Here is a 17,206-nt window from a genome sequence, read left to right as displayed (position 1 = left end):
TAATGTGAAAATGGACATTCTAATGCAATTGCGTAACTCCTCCCGGCGCTACGGAATAATATCCATAAGTTTGCACTGGATATTTGCTATTGCCGTCTACGGTATGTTTGGACTTGGGCTCTGGATGGTCACGCTCAGCTATTACGATGGCTGGTATCACCAGGCGCCGGAGTTACATAAAAGCATCGGTGTCCTGCTGATGCTGGGGCTGGTTTTTCGCGTGGTCTGGCGACATATTTCCCCGCCGCCCGCCCCGCCGAAAACCCACGGTAAAATGACCCGCCTGAGTGCCGTTGCGGCGCATATCGCGCTCTATGCGCTGCTCTTCGCCATCCTGATTAGCGGCTACCTCATCTCGACGGCCGACGGTAAGCCGATTAGCGTCTTTGGTTTATTTGACGTCCCGGCAACGCTCAGCGATGCGGGCGTGCAGGCCGACACCGCCGGGGTTGTTCACCTCTGGCTTGCCTGGAGCATCGTGATCCTGTCCGTGCTGCACGGGCTGGCCGCCCTCAAACACCACTTTATTGATAAAGACGATACGCTAAAGCGCATGCTTGGCCGCTCGTCCGTTGACTCTGGAGTATAAAATGAAAAAACACCTGCTGGGTATCGCACTGGGTTCTCTGTTATTTACCACCGGTTCCGCGGTGGCGGCTGATTATAAAATTGATAAAGAGGGCCAGCACGCTTTCGTCAATTTCCGTATTCAGCATCTGGGCTATAGCTGGCTATACGGGACCTTTAAAGATTTTGACGGCACGTTCAGCTTTGACGATAAAAACCCTGCCGCCGATAAAGTCAATGTGACTATTAATACTAACAGCGTCGACACGAACCATGCTGAACGCGATAAGCACTTGCGCAGTACGGAATTCCTGAATGTGTCGAAATTCCCGCAGGCCACCTTTACCTCTACGGACGTGAAGAAAGACGGTGATAAGCTCAATATTACCGGAAACCTGACGCTTAACGGCGTAACTAAACCGGTCACCCTTGATGCTAAATTAATTGGTCAGGGGGACGATCCCTGGGGCGGGAAACGTGCAGGTTTTGAAGCCGCAGGTAAAATTCACCTGAAAGATTTCAATATCACAACGGATTTAGGCCCGGCGTCGCAGGACGTTGAGCTGGTTATTTCGGTCGAAGGGGTTCAGCAGAAGTAATCATTGCGCCCGGCAGGCATTCACCATGCCGGGCGTTATTATTATTCCGGGTCGGGGATACCCAGTTTGGTATTCAGACGGCCGCGTGATTTATTGAAAATCTTATTGCCGTTTTCACGTCCCGCGCGACGACGACGCTGCTCCTCTTCCGGCAGGACGCTCTCTTCACTGCACAGTTCGCTACAGCAGCCGTTAAACTTCTCGGCACAGGCCGGGCACTGAATGAACAGCAGATGACAACCGTCGTTTTTACAGTTGGTATGGGTATCGCACGGCGCGCCGCACTGGTGGCACTGGGCAATCACGTCTTCAGAAATACGCTCCCCCATACGCTCGTCAAAGACAAAGTTTTTGCCGATAAAGCGTACCGGTAAACCCTGCTCGCGGGCGCGGCGGGCATACTCAATAATGCCGCCTTCAATGTGCCAGACCTTATTAAAGCCGTTGTGCTTCATCCACGCGCTGGCTTTCTCACAGCGGATACCGCCGGTGCAGTACATAACGATTTTTTTATCTTTATGTTCCTGCATCATCTCAACCGCTTTCGGCAGCTGCTCGCGGAAGGTGTCGGCGGGGATTTCCATCGCGTTCTCGAAGTGCCCCACTTCATACTCGTAGTGGTTACGCATATCAATGAACACGGCATCCGGGTCGTCCAGCATCGCATTAACTTCCGCAGCTTTCAGATATTCACCGACGTCCGCCGGGTTAAACTCAGGGTCGTCAATGCCATCCGCCACGATGCGTTCACGCACCTTCATGCGCAGCACCCAGAAGGATTTCCCGTCATCATCCAGCGCAATGTTCAGGCGCAAGCCGTTTAGCGCCGGGTCGAACTGATAAAGACAGTCGCGGAAAGCGCTCACTTTGCTTTCCGGTACGCTAATCTGCGCGTTTATGCCTTCGCGGGCAAGATAGACGCGGCCGAAGACGTTCAGCGCCGTGAACGCCTGATAAAGCGCATCGCGGGTCGCCTGCGGATCGTCGATAGTGAAATATTTGTAGAATGAGATGGTGGTGCGCGGTTCGGTTTCAGCCAGCATACGCGCTCTTAACATCTCATTCGATACGCGGTTGTGTAACACTGGCATGGTGTACAGTCCTGGAATCGTTAGAGAGAATGAAAAAACGGTCGGCATCATATAGCAAACAAAACCAATTTACATCCACACAATTTACGCTACATTTCACACACCCTGATTAATCAGGCATAACAATTGCTGTATTCGTGCACGTTTCGAAAGCAGATATTTTGGCTATGTCTCAAAAAATGAGACACTAGCAAAACAGGACGTTTGAACACAGGAAAGACATGACCCAGTTACCAAAATTTACTGCTGCGCTTTTGCATCCCCGCTATTGGTTGACCTGGCTTGGCATTGGCTTTTTATGGCTACTGGTACAGCTTCCCTACCCCGTTATTTTCCGGCTGGGCAAATCTCTGGGCCGTTTCGCGCAACTCTTTATGAAGCGCCGCGCCAGAATAGCGTACCGCAACCTTGAACTGTGTTTTCCGCAGATGAGCGAATCAGAACGTCACGACATGGTCTCGAAGAATTTCGAATCCGTCGGGATGGGGCTGATGGAAACCGGCATGGCGTGGTTCTGGCCGGACAAACGCATGGCCCGCTGGAGCGAAGTGACGGGAACCGGCATGGAGCCGGTGCATACGCTTCAGGCCAATCAGACGGGGGTTCTGCTGATCGGCGTCCATTTTCTGACGCTGGAAATCGGGGCGCGTATGTTTGGCATGCAAGCGCCGGGCATCGGCGTTTATCGTCCAAACGACAACCCGGTCATCGACTTAATCCAGACCAACGGCCGCATGCGCTCCAACAAAAGCATGATCGACCGTAAAGATCTGAAGGGCATGATCCGCGCGCTGAAATCCGGTGAAGTTGTCTGGTATGCCCCCGACCACGACTACGGTCCGCAATCCAGCGTATTTGTCCCCTTCTTCGCCGTTGAAGAGGCTGCCACAACGACCGGCACCTGGATGCTTGCGCGCATGTCCAAAGCCGCCATCGTGCCCTTTGTTCCCCGCCGTAAGCCGGATGGTTCGGGCTACGAGCTGATCATGCTGGAGCCGGAGCTCGCGCCGCCGCTTGACGATGCAGAAACCACCGCGCGCTGGATGAACGGCATTGTCGAGAAGTGCATCATGCGCGCGCCGGAGCAGTATATGTGGCTGCACCGCCGCTTTAAAACCCGCCCAAAAGGCACGCCGTCCCGCTACTGATTTTCAGCATGCGGTCCTTCGGGCCGCATGCTGTTTTAGCTTTAAAAGCGCCTCCTCATTGCGGCAATCATAACCCAGGCGCATAATTAGCAGGCTTATTACTCTATGCCTCAGGTGCTCTGCACCTCATTATGCGGATTGTTATGTCACCCTCAGATGCCCCCATAAACTGGAAACGTAACCTCACGGTTGCGTGGCTTGGCTGTTTTCTCACCGGCGCGGCGTTTAGCCTGGTCATGCCTTTCCTGCCGCTCTACGTCGAACAGCTGGGCGTAACGGGCCACAGTGCGCTCAATATGTGGTCCGGCCTGGTGTTCAGCATCACGTTTCTCTTTTCCGCGATTGCTTCACCCTTCTGGGGCGGCCTTGCCGACCGCAAGGGGCGAAAAATCATGCTGCTACGCTCGGCGCTGGGGATGGCGATTATCATGGCGCTGATGGGCGTGGCGCAGAACGTCTGGCAGTTCCTGATCCTGCGCGCGTTGCTGGGTCTGCTGGGGGGATTTATTCCCAATGCGAACGCCTTAATCGCCACGCAAATTCCTCGCCATAAGAGCGGCTGGGCGCTGGGGACGCTCTCAACCGGTGGCGTGAGCGGTGCCTTATTGGGGCCCCTGGCCGGTGGATTACTGGCGGATAGCTACGGCCTGCGGCCGGTCTTCTTTATCACCGCCAGCGTGCTTTTCCTCTGCTTTATCGTCACCCTGCTCTGTATTCGTGAAAACTTCACGCCCGTCGCCAAAAAAGAGATGCTCCACGCCCGAGACGTGCTGGCCTCGCTTAAAAACCCCAGACTGGTGCTGAGCCTGTTCGTGACGACTTTGATTATTCAGGTCGCAACCGGTTCGATTGCCCCTATTCTGACGCTGTACGTTCGCGATCTGGCGGGCAACGTCAGCAATATTGCGTTTATCAGCGGGCTGATTGCCTCCGTGCCCGGCGTGGCCGCGCTAATTAGCGCCCCGAGGCTCGGGAAACTGGGTGACCGCGTTGGGCCGGAAAAGATCCTGATCTGTGCGCTGGTGATTTCCGTGCTGCTGCTTATCCCCATGTCGATGGTGCAATCCCCCTGGCAGCTGGGCGTTCTGCGCTTTTTACTGGGTGCCGCCAACGGGGCGTTACTGCCCGCCGTGCAGACCCTGCTGGTCTACAACTCCACGAACCAGATTGCCGGACGTATCTTCAGCTATAACCAGTCGTTTCGCGACATCGGTAACGTCACCGGACCGCTTCTCGGGGCTGGGATCTCCGCCAGCTTCGGTTTTCGCGCCGTCTTTATCGTGACGGCTGGCGTCGTGTTGTTCAATGCTATTTATTCGTGGTTCAGTTTATCCCGCGCGTTACGGCCCGTGACGGAATAAGACGAACGCCTGACGGCTTATTTTCGCATTCATACTTGCAGAATCTGATATTCAGCTATTCTTTCCCTAAAACCATCTGAAAAACAGGGAGACACCGATGACCATGTACGCCACGCTGGAAGAAGCTATTGATGCCGCTCGCGAAGAGTTCCTCGCCGACAACCCCGGCGTTGAGGAAGAAAATGCTGACGTGCAGCAGCTTAATATCCAAAAATACGTTCTGCAGGATGGGGATATTATGTGGCAGGCCGAATTCTTTGCCGATGACGGCGAAGAAGGAGAATGTTTGCCGGTCCTGAGCGGTGAAGGTGCGCAGGCCGTCTTTGATGGCGACTATGATGAAATCGAGCTACGGCAGGAGTGGCTGGAAGAAAATACCCTGCACGAGTGGGATGAGGGCGAATTTCAGCTCGAGCCGCCGCTGGATACGGAAGAAGGTCAAACCGCAGCCGACGAATGGGACGAGCGTTAATTTACGCTATTCGTACGGGCCGTGGCTGGCATCGATGGGCAGCAGCAGCGTGTCGAAAATCAGCGAGAACGGCAGATCGAGCACGGTCAGGTAGCGCCATGCGGAGTCGCGGACATCCCATTTCACGCCCGGGTAGTACTGATTCCCGTGGCCTTGCCCTGGAATGGTGCGACTGATGATACTGCCGCAGCCGCTGAGCAGGCATGCCATCATGACGACGATGATTATTCTCATGAGTAACCTCTAAAAAAATACCGGCGATTAAGCCGGTATTTTATTTGGCGGGTAGCGCTTTGCTTACCCACCCTGCTTAACAACTTACTTCGCCTTCAACGCCAGCGGGTTCAGCTTCAGTTCTTTATAGTAGTTTACCCACGAAGAGTATCTCTCCGGAGCAGACCACACCCGATAGTGAAGTCGCGCCATCGTGACCGGGTCGCTCAACAGCACCAGACGACGGTCGCGGTTGAGTTTTTCCGGGGTCTCGTTCAGCGCTTGCTCAACGTGACGATCGCGGGCAATCTCCAGCACGTGGCTGGCACGGTGACGCGCCGTCGCCATTGCCGTTGCCAGGGCGTTGAATGACGGGTTAAACACGGCGTGCATAAAACCGTCATCCAGCGAGCGATTGCGGTTCTGCTCAAGATAGGTGTCGGTATCCACCAGCACCTGCGGCGGGGAGTACTCTTCCGGGATCAGGAACAGCTTCCAGCGTTTCGTGCGCAGCCCTACCGTTGAACGGCTGGAGATGACAGACACAAACGGCGACAGGATCAGCGAGAAAACAATCGGCGCCAGCCAGAACAGGAAGCGCAGATCCAGCCAGGCCATCCCGGCCGCCCACACCAGACCCAGCAGCAGCTGAGAACCGTGGCGCATGAAGGCTTCGCTCCACGGCGTGGAGTCGTCATCACGCTGCGGTGAGTTCCAGACCACTTCCCAGCCCAGGAACGCGCTGACCACAAACACGGTGTGGAACAGCATACGCACCGGTGCCAGCAGCACGGAGAAGAGCACTTCAAGCAGCAGTGAAAGGGTCACGCGGAAGAAACCGCCGTACTCTTTCGAGCCTTTGCACCAGATCAGAATGATGCTGAGCAGCTTAGGCAGGAACAGCAGCACCATGGTGGAAGCAAACAGCGCAATCGCCAGCTCCGGACGCCACTGCGGCCACACCGGGAACAGCTGGCGCGGTTGCAGGAAGTATTGCGGCTCCGTCAGAGCATGGACGACCTGCAGCGCGGTCGAGAGCGCGAGGAACATAAACCACAGCGGTGCGGAGAGATACGACATCACGCCCGTCAGGAACACCGCGCGGTGAACCGGGTGCATCCCTTTTACCAGGAACAGGCGGAAGTTCATCAGGTTACCATGGCACCAGCGGCGGTCGCGCTTGAGCTCGTCCAGCAGGTTCGGCGGCAGCTCTTCGTACGATCCCGGCAGGTCGTAAGCAATCCAGACGCCCCAGCCAGCACGACGCATCAGCGCCGCTTCCACGAAGTCATGCGACAGAATAGAGCCGGCAAACGAACCCTCACCCGGCAGCGGCGCCAGCGCACAGTGTTCGATGAACGGCTTCACGCGGATAATGGCGTTGTGACCCCAGTAGTGCGATTCCCCCAGCTGCCAGAAGTGCAGACCCGCCGTAAACAGCGGCCCGTAAACGCGAGTGGCGAACTGCTGGCAGCGCGCATACAGCGTGTCCATGCCGGACGCTTTTGGCGAAGACTGAATGATGCCTGCATTCGGGTTGGCTTCCATCAGACGCACCAGACCGCTCAGGCAGTCACCGCTCATGACGGAGTCAGCATCCAGCACGACCATATAGCTGTACTGGTTACCCCAGCGACGACAGAAGTCATCGATGTTACCGCTTTTACGCTTCACACGACGGCGGCGACGACGGTAGAAGATCTGCCCTTCGCCCTGCACTTCTGCAATCAGCTCCATCCACGCTTTTTGTTCTGCCACGCAGATATCCGGGTTGTAGCTGTCGCTCAGGATGTAAACGTCGAAATGCTCCGCGTTGCCGGTGGCCTTGACGGACTCCCAGGTCGCGCGCAGGCCTGCAAACACGCGGTCAACGTCTTCGTTACAGATAGGCATAATCAGCGCGGTACGGTGCTCAGGATTGAGGGGTTCATCCCCGACCGTCGACGCCGAAATGCTGTATTTGTCACGCCCCATCAGCAGCTGCAGGAAGCCCATCAGCGCGGTCCAGAAACCGGCCGATACCCAGCAAAAGAGGACAGCGAACAGCAGGAGGATGCCGCTCTGCAGAATATACGGCAGCAGCTGCATGAAGGAGACCCAGAGATCCTGGCCCATCATGTCCGTTGGGTTGATAAACGCCCAGCCCTGGTAAGGCAGGATGGTTTTCATGTACCAGGTCGCGACGACCGTCTGCGCCAGCGTCAGAAGCAGCAGGATGTAGCGACGGATGGTCCCCACGGTACGCCATTTCTGTTCGGACGCCTGCTCTTCTTTCGTCAGGCGTGACAGATAGCGCGGCGTCACATCGCGCCCGCGCAGGCGATCCCAGAAGCGACCAACCGGGTTGGTGCGCCATGGATCGGGGAACATCGAGGAGCGCGTGGCCTTCGGCATCGCCTGAAGCTGATCGCGTCCTTCGTCGTCTTTAATCAACTGCCCTTCTGCCAGCGAGTCTGGCCATGCCTGCTCCAGACGCGCCTTTACTGACCCGAGCGGCGTATCATCATCACGGGAAAACTGACGATGTTCACCATCCAGCGCGGTGTGAACCGCGCGGATGTCGCTCTTAGGCAGTGCCGCTTTCTCAATATCCGTCAGCGGCATGGCATCAATATATTCAGATGTATTATTCATTGGCAGGTAGCTGGTAGCTCCAGGTTTCACTCAGCGGTTGATCGTTACTGACCAGCGCAGCACGCATTTCAGTCGTCTGTTTCGGATCTTTCACTTTCACGCGCAGGGTCAGGCGCCAGCCTTTGGTGACCGGGTTGTAACGCACGGCGTTCTCAACGATTTCACCGTTATCACCGATGCTGGCCTGAGCGGTAACCGCAGTATCCGGCGACAGTTTCTTCATATCCTGGCCTGCGAAGTCCACGACAAAGGCCACGGTACCGTCAGGCTGACGGATAAGATTAGACTGCTTCACATCACCCGTTGAGCGGCGAGTCTGCATAACATACGCGTTATCCGGCGCATGCAGCTTATCTTCGTCGCGGCTGAAGGTAATGGTGTACTTGAAGTTCATCTCTTTACCGGCTTCCGGCAGCTGATCCGGCGTCCAGTAAGCGACGATGTTATCGTTGGTTTCGTCGTTGGTTGGAATTTCAACCAGCTCGACCTTACCTTTACCCCAGTCACCGTTTGGCGTGACCCAGGCGCTTGGACGCTGGTCATAACGGTCGTCCAAATCTTCAAAGCGGGAGAACTGACGACCGCGCTGCAGCAGGCCGAAACCTTGTGGGTTTTCCATCGCGTAGCTGCTAACGGCCAGATGTTTAGGGTTATTCAGCGGACGCCAGATCCACTCGCCGTTACCGGCATGAATAGACAGACCGTTGGAGTCGTGCAGTTCCGGGCGGAAGTTGGTTGCCGGCGACGGCTGGTTCGGCCCAAACAGGAACATACTGGTCAGCGGCGCAACGCCCAGTTTGCCCACTTTATCACGCAGGTAAACCTTGGACTGCACGTCAACTACCGTGTCGCGACCCGGCATAATCACAAAGCGATAGGCGCCGGTTGCACGCGGGGAATCCAGCAGCGCATAAATGGTCAGACGTTTGTCCGTTGGTTTTGGACGTTCAATCCAGAACTCGCGAAAACGTGGGAACTCTTCACCTGATGGCAGCGCGGTATCAATGGCCAGTCCGCGCGCAGAAAGCCCGTACACCTGTCCCGCGCCAATCACGCGGAAATAGCTTGCACCGAGCATGCTGACGATTTCGTCGTTTTTATCTTTGCTGTTGATCGGGTAAAGCACCTTGAAGCCTGCGAAGCCCAGGTCTTTCACCGTATCTTTGTCGTGTTGCACATTGCCGAAATTGAAGTAATCCGGGCTGTATTTGATCTTACGTACCGCTGTCGCCGTCACTTCATTGATGGCAACAGGCGTGTCGAAGTACATACCCTGATGATAAAATTCAAGCTTGAACGGGGTCTTAATATTGCTCCAGTACGCTTTGTCGTGATTGAACTGGATCTGCTGATAGTCCGCATACTTCATGTCGCGGAAAACGGAGGGCAAGTTACTTTTCGGCGCTTCGTAGCTCTTGCCTGCCATCGATTTTGCCTGTTTTGCGACATCGTCGATGTTAAAGGCCAGTGCCGATGAGGTATACAGTGATAACACTACTGCAGCACCTAACCAACGCATTTTCATCATCTGTGGTTTATGTTTCATAATAAGTAAGCACTTCCCCCTTTGTGTGCTTATATCGATCCGATCCATTTTAATGGAAACTCAGGCAATCCGACAACATTATCACTGCTTTGTTCAGCTGCTGGCTCATGGAATAAGCAAATGAAAGAACCCGCTATTCACTTTGCGTGCTTATCCTGGAGACAGGGTGTCGGTCTTGGTGTAGGGTTGCCTTCGAATGTAACCATTATGAGTCTTAGGGATAAGACGAAAAGTCTGAGAATGCACAAAGTTATATGAGCACATCACCAACAGAACGTGAATATTTCCTCGACTCGATCCGGGCATGGCTGATGCTATTGGGCATCCCGTTTCACATCTCACTGATTTACTCCAGCCACACCTGGCATGTTAATAGTCAGATGCCCTCCTGGTGGCTGACGCTGTTTAATGACTTTATTCACGCCTTCCGTATGCAGGTGTTTTTTGTCATATCCGGCTATTTCTCTTACATGCTGTTTCTGCGCTATCCGCTCAAACGCTGGTGGAAGGTGCGCGTGGAGCGCGTGGGGATCCCCATGCTGACCGCCATTCCGCTGCTGACGCTGCCGCAGTTCATTATGTTGCAATACGTCAAGGGCAAGGCGGAGAACTGGCCAAATCTGTCACTTTACGAAAAGTACAATACGCTGGTCTGGGAGCTGGTGTCTCACCTGTGGTTCCTGCTGGTCCTGGTGGTGCTCACAACGGTCAGCATGTTGATTTTCAGCCGCCTGCGCCTCCATTTGAGTCATAAAGCCGACTCCTTCTTCGCCAACATCACGATGGGCAAACTGACGGTGCTCTTTTTGCTGCTCGGGATCGCCTATGCCGCCGTGAGACGAACCCTGTTTATCGTCTATCCGCCGATTTTGAGCGATGGGTTATTTAATTTCGTGGTCATGCAGTCGCTGTTCTACATTCCGTTCTTTTTAATCGGCGCGCTGGCCTTTATTCATCCGAAGCTTAAATCGCTGTTTACCACCCCGTCACCGTGGTGCGCGCTGGGGGCTACCCTTGCCTTCGCGGCCTATCTGCTGAACCAGCGCTACGGCAGCGGCGACGCCTGGATGTATGAAACGGAAAGCGTGATCACCATGCTGCTGGGCTTGTGGATGGTGAATGTGGTATTCGCGCTGGGCCACCGTTTGCTGAACTTCAAGTCCAGCCGCGTGACCTACTTCGTTAACGCATCGCTGTTTATCTATCTGGTGCATCACCCGTTGACGCTGTTCTTTGGGGCTTACATTACCCCGCATATCGCCTCCAACACGCTGGGCTTCTTTACCGGCCTGGTGTTTGTGGTGGGGATTGCAATCCTGCTCTACGAAATCCATCTGCGGATCCCGCTCCTGCGTTTCCTCTTTTCAGGAAAACCACAGGCGAAAGCCTCATAAACAACGCGGCGCACAAAGTGCGCCGCGTTTGCTTCAGGTGTCCAGTTCCTGCCCGCGCTGGGTCAGCAGCCGTTGATAAAGGTGCGTGGTTTCTTCATCAAAACAGACAAAGATAACTTTCTCCGGCATCGGTTTTAACGACAGATAGCGGTAAACGGTTTCGACGGCAATCGTTGCAGCGGCCGCTTTTGGGTAGCCATACACGCCGGTGCTGATGGCCGGGAACGCCATGGTTTTGTAACCGTTGTCGGCGGCAAGCCGCAGACAGTTTCGGTAAGCCTCTTCCAGAATACTCGCTTCGTGCCGATCGCCGCCGTGCCATACGGGGCCTACGGCGTGAATGACCGCTCTGGCAGGCAGGTCACCCGCAAGCGTAATCACCGCATGACCGGGAGGACATTCGCCCTGTTGTTGCCGTACGGTTTTACAGGCTTCCAGCAGCTGCGGGCCAGCCGCCCGGTGAATAGCCCCGTCCACGCCGCCCCCTCCCATCAGGGATGGATTGGCCGCATTGACGATGACGTCGACGTGCATTGTCGTAATATCACCATGGATAACTTCAATTTGCGGTTTCATAAAGCCCCTCTGCAACCCGCCTTTTTTGTAAGTGTATCGCAGTGGCGTCAGGGAGAAAAAACTATCAGAAAAAATCCTCTTCCGCCCAGGGACGGAAGAGAGAGCATTAGCGATACTGGATTTCGACAACCGCGAGCGTTTTTTCAGGATTAAGGTATTTCATGCTCAGCGTCGCCAGGTTCGAATCGGACGCCTTGCCGTTAAGCGCCTCTTCATAACTGACCATACGCGTTTGCATACGGTTATTTTCAGGGCATGACATGGCAAATTGTCGCTGTTGCGGTGTGACTTCACAGGGGTCGGCGACAATTGCCCCGCGAAAATGAATCACACCGCCCTCAGCAAAGGTGGCTGAATATGCAGGGAAACTAAAAGCAGAAACGATCAGGCCCAGACCCGCCGCGAGTTGAGCGAAAGAGTTATTCATTACAGGTACTCCTCAATGAAAATCGTCCTTGAGGGGTAAACGCGCTTCATTATGACAAACGAAGTCTCACGTTAAGGAACATAATGACTTGCTCCCTGATATCAGCATAGCTCAACGGTACAGCCCCGCCACATTCTCAACTCATTGATTTAGTGAATGATTATAGCGAGTGTTCCGCTGGCGACCACTGCTGTGATAGATGAAGCGATTTACCATCAGAAACGGTGACAACGATTTTTACCGTGTCGCCTGCGTGAATATTTAAACTCAACCTCATCAAATCAATCGTCTGATTAGCGGGGATAAAAAGTGTGTTTTGCTGTCGGGAAGAACTTTGTCCCCCCTGCCCTTCCCGCACTGAGACAATCTGGACCTGACAATCACATGATTCCGTCAGCATCACCTGCGGAATAATGGTGGTCATATTTTCCTGCTGGGACGTTTTAAAGGTTATCTGACTGGAAAGCGCGGCAAGGAGAATTAAGGTATTCATGATGAACTCCCGAAAAAAAACAGGGCGCATGCCCTGTTTTTTTGTAGCACAGATTTCAGTATTAATACTGATAAGCTGATGCGTGGTTACCTAAACCAATCTGGGTAACGTTGACAGTAGAATTAGAGGCAGTCTGGTCAACAAGTGCACCGTTAAATCCACCGTACTGGCTCACATTCATAGTGGAGTCGTGACTGTTCCACTGGTCAAGTGTTGCGCTGTTGGCAAAACCATTCTGGGTCAGAGAAATGGTGCTGTCATCGGAACCTTGTCCAACATCCGCGCCATTACCGCCACCACTCTGGCTAATAGACAGAGTTGAATTTCTGGCATTAGTCTGCAAGGCGACAGCTGAGTTACCGCCACCGCTCTGGTAAATATTCAGGGTTGAATTTGGGCCATAGCCGCCATGACCGTGACCGTGTCCATGGCCCCAGCCACCTTGATCAATAAGACCGGCCATAGCACTACCAGAAACTACGATTGCTGCAAGAGCTGCCACTTTGATAAATTTCATGGTAAAACCCCCATCGGATTGATTTAAGTCGCCGCGAATAACTAACGTTGAATAACGCGAATGGCCATTTGCGACTGTTTTTGCACTACAACTGCGGTTTTCTGTGTACCGTACTGCGTGATGCTTGCTCTATTACCCGACCCTTTCTGGATAATTTTCGCACTATTTCCAAATCCGTCTTGCGTAATATCAGCATCATTGGCGAAACCGCTCTGAGAGATATACGCAAAATTATAAGTCCCTGATTGATCAACTCGCGCTCTGTTACCTGACCCATCCTGGGAAACGATGGACAGTAATTTTGAACCGCCCTGGCGAACCTGCGCATCATTTAATACGCCCTGCTGACCAATAATGGCTGCCTGATTTAATGACAAACGGCTTAATTCATTAACCGCAAAGTTATATTCAGCGTTAGCCAAATCTGTATTCGCTGCGGCTACAAACCCAGGCACCCCCAGTAATGTAAACATCATAAATAACGATGTGTTTTTCATGTTGTCACCCTGGACCTGGCTATTTTAAATTTCCATCACTGTATAGCTATGGCTTCATGTTAGAACGACTTGTATTTTGTTAACGCGTCGTTACGGTGAAGAGTATGTCGGCTGAAACATTTTAAATATCTCACCCGCGCGGCTTATTTTTATTTATCAGGTCACCACAAAGTCGTAATTTTCAGAAAAAATCACTTTAATAAGGCCAGCTTATTTTTTTATAACGCATTTCCTGAAAGCGGGTTGTACAACAGGTGAAAGGCTGTCCACGCTTCTTCCCGCGTTGTTTAAACGTAACGGCAGCAGAACATTTTTTCTCATCACGTGACACGAGACCTGTTTTCTTAAGCTCAAGCCTCGCTCATTAGAGGACTTAGAAATAATCAGTAACTCATACTTGATTAATGCGATTAAAAAATATCAAATGATGTTAAGAATCAATCAAATAAAATTATTTGTATGATTTTTAAAATCTGTGCATCTATATTTATGTGTACAACTTTTTTATCAAATCCCGCCATTCAACACGACGTCATTTTACAAGTTAATATTGATTATTATATTTGGTTACATGTTTAACACTTGCTTTAAACTTCGTAAAAGCTAGATTGAAATTAGATGTACGAAATTGGTTTTATATTTACCTCCCTGCGGAGGTTATGGTTTGTTTCTACACACAGCAGTGCATCATCTGTCAGTATTTCTGGGGTCCTCTTTTAAACAGGAGGACGGCTGCCAGGTGCCAAAAAAAGTGGGGTTTCATCATGTATAATGAAGTCCATAGTTTACATGGTCATACATTACTGTTGATCACAAAACCTTCTTTGCAAGCGACCGCTTTATTACAACATTTAAAGCAAAATTTATCACTGAACGGGAAATTGCATAATATTCAACGTTCTTTCGATGATATTGCACCTGGCAGCATCATTCTTTTCGATATGATGGAAGCTGATAAAAAGCTTATCCATTACTGGCAGGATACTTTAAGCAGGAAAAACAATAATATCCGCGTGCTATTATTGAACACACCTGACGAGTACCCGTTCAGAGATATTGAAAGCTGGCCGCATATCAATGGCGTTTTCTACGTCACTGAAGAAGAAAATCGGGTGGTAGATGGCCTGCAAGGTATATTGCGCGGAGAGTGTTATTTTTCGCAAAAGCTTGCCAGCTATCTCATCACGCACTCCGGAAACTATCGCTACAACAGTTCAGAGTCAGCGCTGCTCACGCACCGCGAGAAAGAGATCCTGAACAAATTGCGCATTGGTGCTTCAAATATTGAAATCGCCCGTTCGTTATTTATCAGCGAAAATACGGTAAAGACTCACCTTTATAATCTTTTCAAGAAGATAGCTGTTAAAAACCGAACTCAGGCGGTTTCATGGGCAAACGATAACCTCAGGCGTTAATCATATGAAGCGCACCTTGAGTTGGATTGCCGCAGCGGGCTTTCTGCTCGCTGCCGGGAACCTGCAGGCCGTCGAGGTCGAAGTTCCTGGATTGTTAACAGACCATACTGTCTCATCGGTCGGGCACAATTTTTACCGTGCTTTCAGTGATAAATGGGACAGTACCTATACCGGAAATATAACAATCAACGAGCGGCCCAGTGCACGATGGGGAAGTTGGATAACAATAACGGCTAACCAGTTCGTTATATATCAAACGTTTTTATTCCCCACGAAAATAGACTTCGATAAAAACGTAGCCTTAGCGCTGGCACAATCAGAAGACGCTATTAATCGCCTGCAAATAGATAAAGCCCTATTAAGCACCCGCGATTTAGCAAAAGACGAGTTCTAGCGAACCAATATCCGGAGGCTGTCATGCGTATTGCATATGCAGTTGTTTCGATAATGCTGATAACCCCTATAAGCTGGGCCGGGAATATGACGTTTCAGTTCCGTAACCCCAACTTTGGTGGTAACCCTAACAACGGCGCGTTCCTGCTGAATGAAGCTCAGGCGCAAAACTCCTATAAAGATCCCAGCTTTAAGGATCTTGGCGTGGATACCCCCTCCGCGCTGGATAACTTCACTCAGGCTATCCAGTCGCAGATTTTGGGCGGTTTGCTGACCAACATTAATACCGGCAAACCCGGCCGAATGGTGACGAATGACTTTATTGTCGACATCGCTAACAGGGACGGACAGCTCCAGTTGAACGTTACCGATCGTAAAACCGGAAAAACCTCCACCATTCAGGTTTCCGGCCTGCAAACTAACTCAACTGACTTCTAAACAACCACAAAATAAGGACAACGATCATGCAGCGCTTCCTGATATTTGTTGCAGTGTGCTTATTGAGCGGTTGTTTAACTGCTCCACCTAAAGAAGCTGCAAAACCAACATTAATGCCTCGGGCCCAGAGTTATCGTGATTTATCGCATTTACCCTCCCCTACGGGGAAAATATTTGTCTCCGTGTACAACATTCAGGATGAAACCGGGCAGTTCAAGCCTTATCCGGCAAGTAACTTCTCCACGGCAGTGCCGCAAAGCGCCACCGCCATGCTGGTTACCGCGCTCAAGGATTCACACTGGTTTATTCCTCTGGAACGTCAGGGGCTACAGAACCTGCTGAATGAACGGAAAATTATCCGTGCCGCACAGGAAAATGGCACCGTCGCGGACAATAACCGGACGCCTCTGCAATCGCTGGCGGCGGCAAACGTGATGATTGAAGGATCGATTATTGGTTACGAAAGTAACGTTAAATCGGGCGGTGCGGGTGCACGTTACTTCGGTATCGGCGCAGATACCCAGTATCAGCTCGACCAAATCGCCGTAAACCTGCGTGTGGTCAACGTCAGTACGGGCGAAGTGCTCTCTTCGGTGAATACCAGCAAAACCATACTGTCTTATGAAGTGCAGGCCGGGGTGTTCCGCTTCATCGATTACCAGCGTTTGCTGGAGGGTGAAATCGGCTACACCTCTAACGAACCGGTCATGATGTGTCTGATGTCAGCCATTGAAACCGGCGTGATCTTCTTAATCAACGACGGTATCGATCGCGGGCTGTGGGATCTGCAAAACAAAGCAGACGTGCAGAACCCGATACTGGTGAAATACCGCGATATGTCAGTACCTCCGGAATCCTGACAGGAAGCGTATAAAAAAGGCGAGATACCTATCTCGCCTTTTTTTATTCACTCACCGCAGTGATGTTTTGCGCTTTTTCCCGCCGCGACGCCAGCCAAAGACCGCTGTTTTTCATGGCATAGCCAAACAGCAGCCCCAGCGCCAGTGAAGGGACAACCAGCTTCCAGTCGCCCTGCCCTGCAAAGGTCGCGCACGCTCCCATAAAGGTACCCGGCACAAACGAAAGCAGCAGATGCTTAGCCTGAATGCACATCAGGAAGGCGACGACGCCCGTCATGATATACCCCAGCATCTCCAGATGCGGTGCCAGCGCGCTGCCTTTCATGATAATCAGCGCCCAGATAACACCGCTCATCAGCGTGCAGCCTGAGACAAACAGCCCTTTGACGCCGCCCTGCGGACAGGCGAAGTAGGCCGTACAGCCGAGGAACCCGGCCCAGCTGAGCAATCCGAGAGACACGGCCACCCAGCCCCACAGCCCGGAGAGAATGCCCGTCGTTAATGCGATACAAAGTAATATGTTCATGGTGCGCATCTTAGCAGAAGCGCACCATGGAAATGAGAT

General features: G+C 52.4%; 20 protein-coding genes. 10 read left to right on the top strand and 10 right to left on the bottom strand.

Features of this window, described 5'->3' with window-relative positions:
* The first annotated feature begins 22 nt into the window (after positions 1 to 22).
* Positions 23 to 589 carry a cytochrome b gene (locus ACWHWP_RS08545; protein WP_059311050.1) on the top strand — a complete coding sequence of 189 codons (567 nt, stop codon included), beginning with the start codon at positions 23 to 25 and terminating at the stop codon, positions 587 to 589.
* A 1-nt stretch (position 590) separates the two neighbouring features.
* Entirely contained in the window at positions 591 to 1,166 is a 576-nt protein-coding gene (locus tag ACWHWP_RS08540; protein ID WP_059311051.1) for a YceI family protein, read from the top strand.
* A 41-nt stretch (positions 1,167 to 1,207) separates the two neighbouring features.
* Here ACWHWP_RS08540 and trhO read toward each other — a convergent pair whose 3' ends face one another.
* Positions 1,208 to 2,257, bottom strand: coding sequence for an oxygen-dependent tRNA uridine(34) hydroxylase TrhO (trhO, locus tag ACWHWP_RS08535; RefSeq protein WP_047349018.1), 1,050 nt, complete (start codon positions 2,255 to 2,257; stop codon positions 1,208 to 1,210).
* Positions 2,258 to 2,478: 221 nt separating this feature from the next.
* On the opposite strand from trhO, the gene ACWHWP_RS08530 reads away from it, so the two are divergent.
* The 3 genes from ACWHWP_RS08530 to ACWHWP_RS08520 all read left to right on the top strand — a co-directional run bounded on the left by ACWHWP_RS08530 (position 2,479) and on the right by ACWHWP_RS08520 (position 5,238).
* Positions 2,479 to 3,405: a Kdo(2)-lipid IV(A) acyltransferase gene (locus ACWHWP_RS08530; RefSeq protein ID WP_447855404.1), complete on the top strand. Its 927-nt coding sequence runs from the start codon at positions 2,479 to 2,481 to the stop codon at positions 3,403 to 3,405.
* A 143-nt stretch (positions 3,406 to 3,548) separates the two neighbouring features.
* Positions 3,549 to 4,766: a multidrug efflux MFS transporter MdtG gene (gene mdtG / locus ACWHWP_RS08525; RefSeq protein WP_447855402.1), complete on the top strand. Its 1,218-nt coding sequence runs from the start codon at positions 3,549 to 3,551 to the stop codon at positions 4,764 to 4,766.
* Positions 4,767 to 4,863: 97 nt separating this feature from the next.
* Complete coding sequence (locus ACWHWP_RS08520) at positions 4,864 to 5,238, top strand: MysB family protein (RefSeq protein ID WP_020884694.1); 375 nt, start codon at positions 4,864 to 4,866, stop codon at positions 5,236 to 5,238.
* 6 nt (positions 5,239 to 5,244) lie between these two features.
* Here ACWHWP_RS08520 and ACWHWP_RS08515 read toward each other — a convergent pair whose 3' ends face one another.
* From ACWHWP_RS08515 to mdoG, 3 genes are all read right to left on the bottom strand, one after another.
* A complete protein-coding gene (locus ACWHWP_RS08515) occupies positions 5,245 to 5,472 on the bottom strand; it encodes a YceK/YidQ family lipoprotein (RefSeq protein WP_047349021.1) in 228 nt (75 codons plus the stop codon).
* An 84-nt stretch (positions 5,473 to 5,556) separates the two neighbouring features.
* Complete coding sequence (gene mdoH, locus ACWHWP_RS08510) at positions 5,557 to 8,085, bottom strand: glucans biosynthesis glucosyltransferase MdoH (RefSeq protein WP_047349022.1); 2,529 nt, start codon at positions 8,083 to 8,085, stop codon at positions 5,557 to 5,559.
* The gene (mdoG, locus tag ACWHWP_RS08505) at positions 8,078 to 9,631 is read right to left on the bottom strand and encodes a glucans biosynthesis protein MdoG (protein WP_059311053.1); all 1,554 of its coding nucleotides are present in this window, start codon (positions 9,629 to 9,631) and stop codon (positions 8,078 to 8,080) included. Before mdoG ends, mdoH begins: the two co-directional genes overlap by 8 nt.
* 254 nt (positions 9,632 to 9,885) lie before the next feature.
* Between mdoG and mdoC the strand changes: the two genes are divergently transcribed.
* Positions 9,886 to 11,025 carry a glucans biosynthesis protein MdoC gene (mdoC, locus tag ACWHWP_RS08500; protein ID WP_059311054.1) on the top strand — a complete coding sequence of 380 codons (1,140 nt, stop codon included), beginning with the start codon at positions 9,886 to 9,888 and terminating at the stop codon, positions 11,023 to 11,025.
* Positions 11,026 to 11,058: 33 nt separating this feature from the next.
* Here the strand turns inward: mdoC and ymdB are convergent, their stop codons facing one another.
* The 5 genes from ymdB to csgB all read right to left on the bottom strand — a co-directional run bounded on the left by ymdB (position 11,059) and on the right by csgB (position 13,535).
* Positions 11,059 to 11,601, bottom strand: a complete 543-nt coding sequence (gene ymdB / locus ACWHWP_RS08495; RefSeq protein ID WP_045908290.1) for an O-acetyl-ADP-ribose deacetylase — start codon at positions 11,599 to 11,601, stop codon at positions 11,059 to 11,061.
* Between the two features lie 106 nt (positions 11,602 to 11,707).
* Complete coding sequence (locus tag ACWHWP_RS08490) at positions 11,708 to 12,028, bottom strand: hypothetical protein (protein ID WP_059311055.1); 321 nt, start codon at positions 12,026 to 12,028, stop codon at positions 11,708 to 11,710.
* Positions 12,029 to 12,188: 160 nt separating this feature from the next.
* Complete coding sequence (gene csgC, locus ACWHWP_RS08485; RefSeq protein WP_447855400.1) at positions 12,189 to 12,521, bottom strand: curli assembly chaperone CsgC; 333 nt, start codon at positions 12,519 to 12,521, stop codon at positions 12,189 to 12,191.
* A 61-nt stretch (positions 12,522 to 12,582) separates the two neighbouring features.
* Positions 12,583 to 13,038, bottom strand: coding sequence for a curli major subunit CsgA (csgA, locus tag ACWHWP_RS08480; protein ID WP_025755853.1), 456 nt, complete (start codon positions 13,036 to 13,038; stop codon positions 12,583 to 12,585).
* A 41-nt stretch (positions 13,039 to 13,079) separates the two neighbouring features.
* Positions 13,080 to 13,535 carry a curli minor subunit CsgB gene (gene csgB, locus ACWHWP_RS08475; protein ID WP_059311056.1) on the bottom strand — a complete coding sequence of 152 codons (456 nt, stop codon included), beginning with the start codon at positions 13,533 to 13,535 and terminating at the stop codon, positions 13,080 to 13,082.
* A gap of 764 nt (positions 13,536 to 14,299) precedes the next feature.
* Here csgB and csgD point away from each other — a divergent pair.
* Genes csgD through csgG form a run of 4 tightly spaced genes read left to right on the top strand, consistent with a single transcriptional unit; the run spans position 14,300 to position 16,641 of the window.
* Positions 14,300 to 14,950, top strand: coding sequence for a biofilm master transcriptional regulator CsgD (csgD, locus tag ACWHWP_RS08470; RefSeq protein WP_047349027.1), 651 nt, complete (start codon positions 14,300 to 14,302; stop codon positions 14,948 to 14,950).
* 4 nt (positions 14,951 to 14,954) lie between these two features.
* A complete protein-coding gene (gene csgE / locus ACWHWP_RS08465) occupies positions 14,955 to 15,344 on the top strand; it encodes a curli production assembly/transport protein CsgE (RefSeq protein WP_047349028.1) in 390 nt (129 codons plus the stop codon).
* A gap of 23 nt (positions 15,345 to 15,367) precedes the next feature.
* Entirely contained in the window at positions 15,368 to 15,781 is a 414-nt protein-coding gene (gene csgF / locus ACWHWP_RS08460; protein WP_047349029.1) for a curli production assembly/transport protein CsgF, read from the top strand.
* 26 nt (positions 15,782 to 15,807) lie between these two features.
* A complete protein-coding gene (gene csgG / locus ACWHWP_RS08455; protein ID WP_047349030.1) occupies positions 15,808 to 16,641 on the top strand; it encodes a curli production assembly/transport protein CsgG in 834 nt (277 codons plus the stop codon).
* Between the two features lie 43 nt (positions 16,642 to 16,684).
* On the opposite strand, the gene ACWHWP_RS08450 is transcribed toward csgG, so the two are convergent.
* Entirely contained in the window at positions 16,685 to 17,167 is a 483-nt protein-coding gene (locus ACWHWP_RS08450; RefSeq protein WP_447855398.1) for a DUF1097 domain-containing protein, read from the bottom strand.
* Positions 17,168 to 17,206 lie beyond the last annotated feature (39 nt).

It is taken from the genome of Enterobacter sp. WI-ESBL-E8 (genome assembly GCF_053364895.1).
Note: the sequence above shows the minus strand (reverse complement) of the source record. Positions and strands in the feature narration are given on the sequence as shown.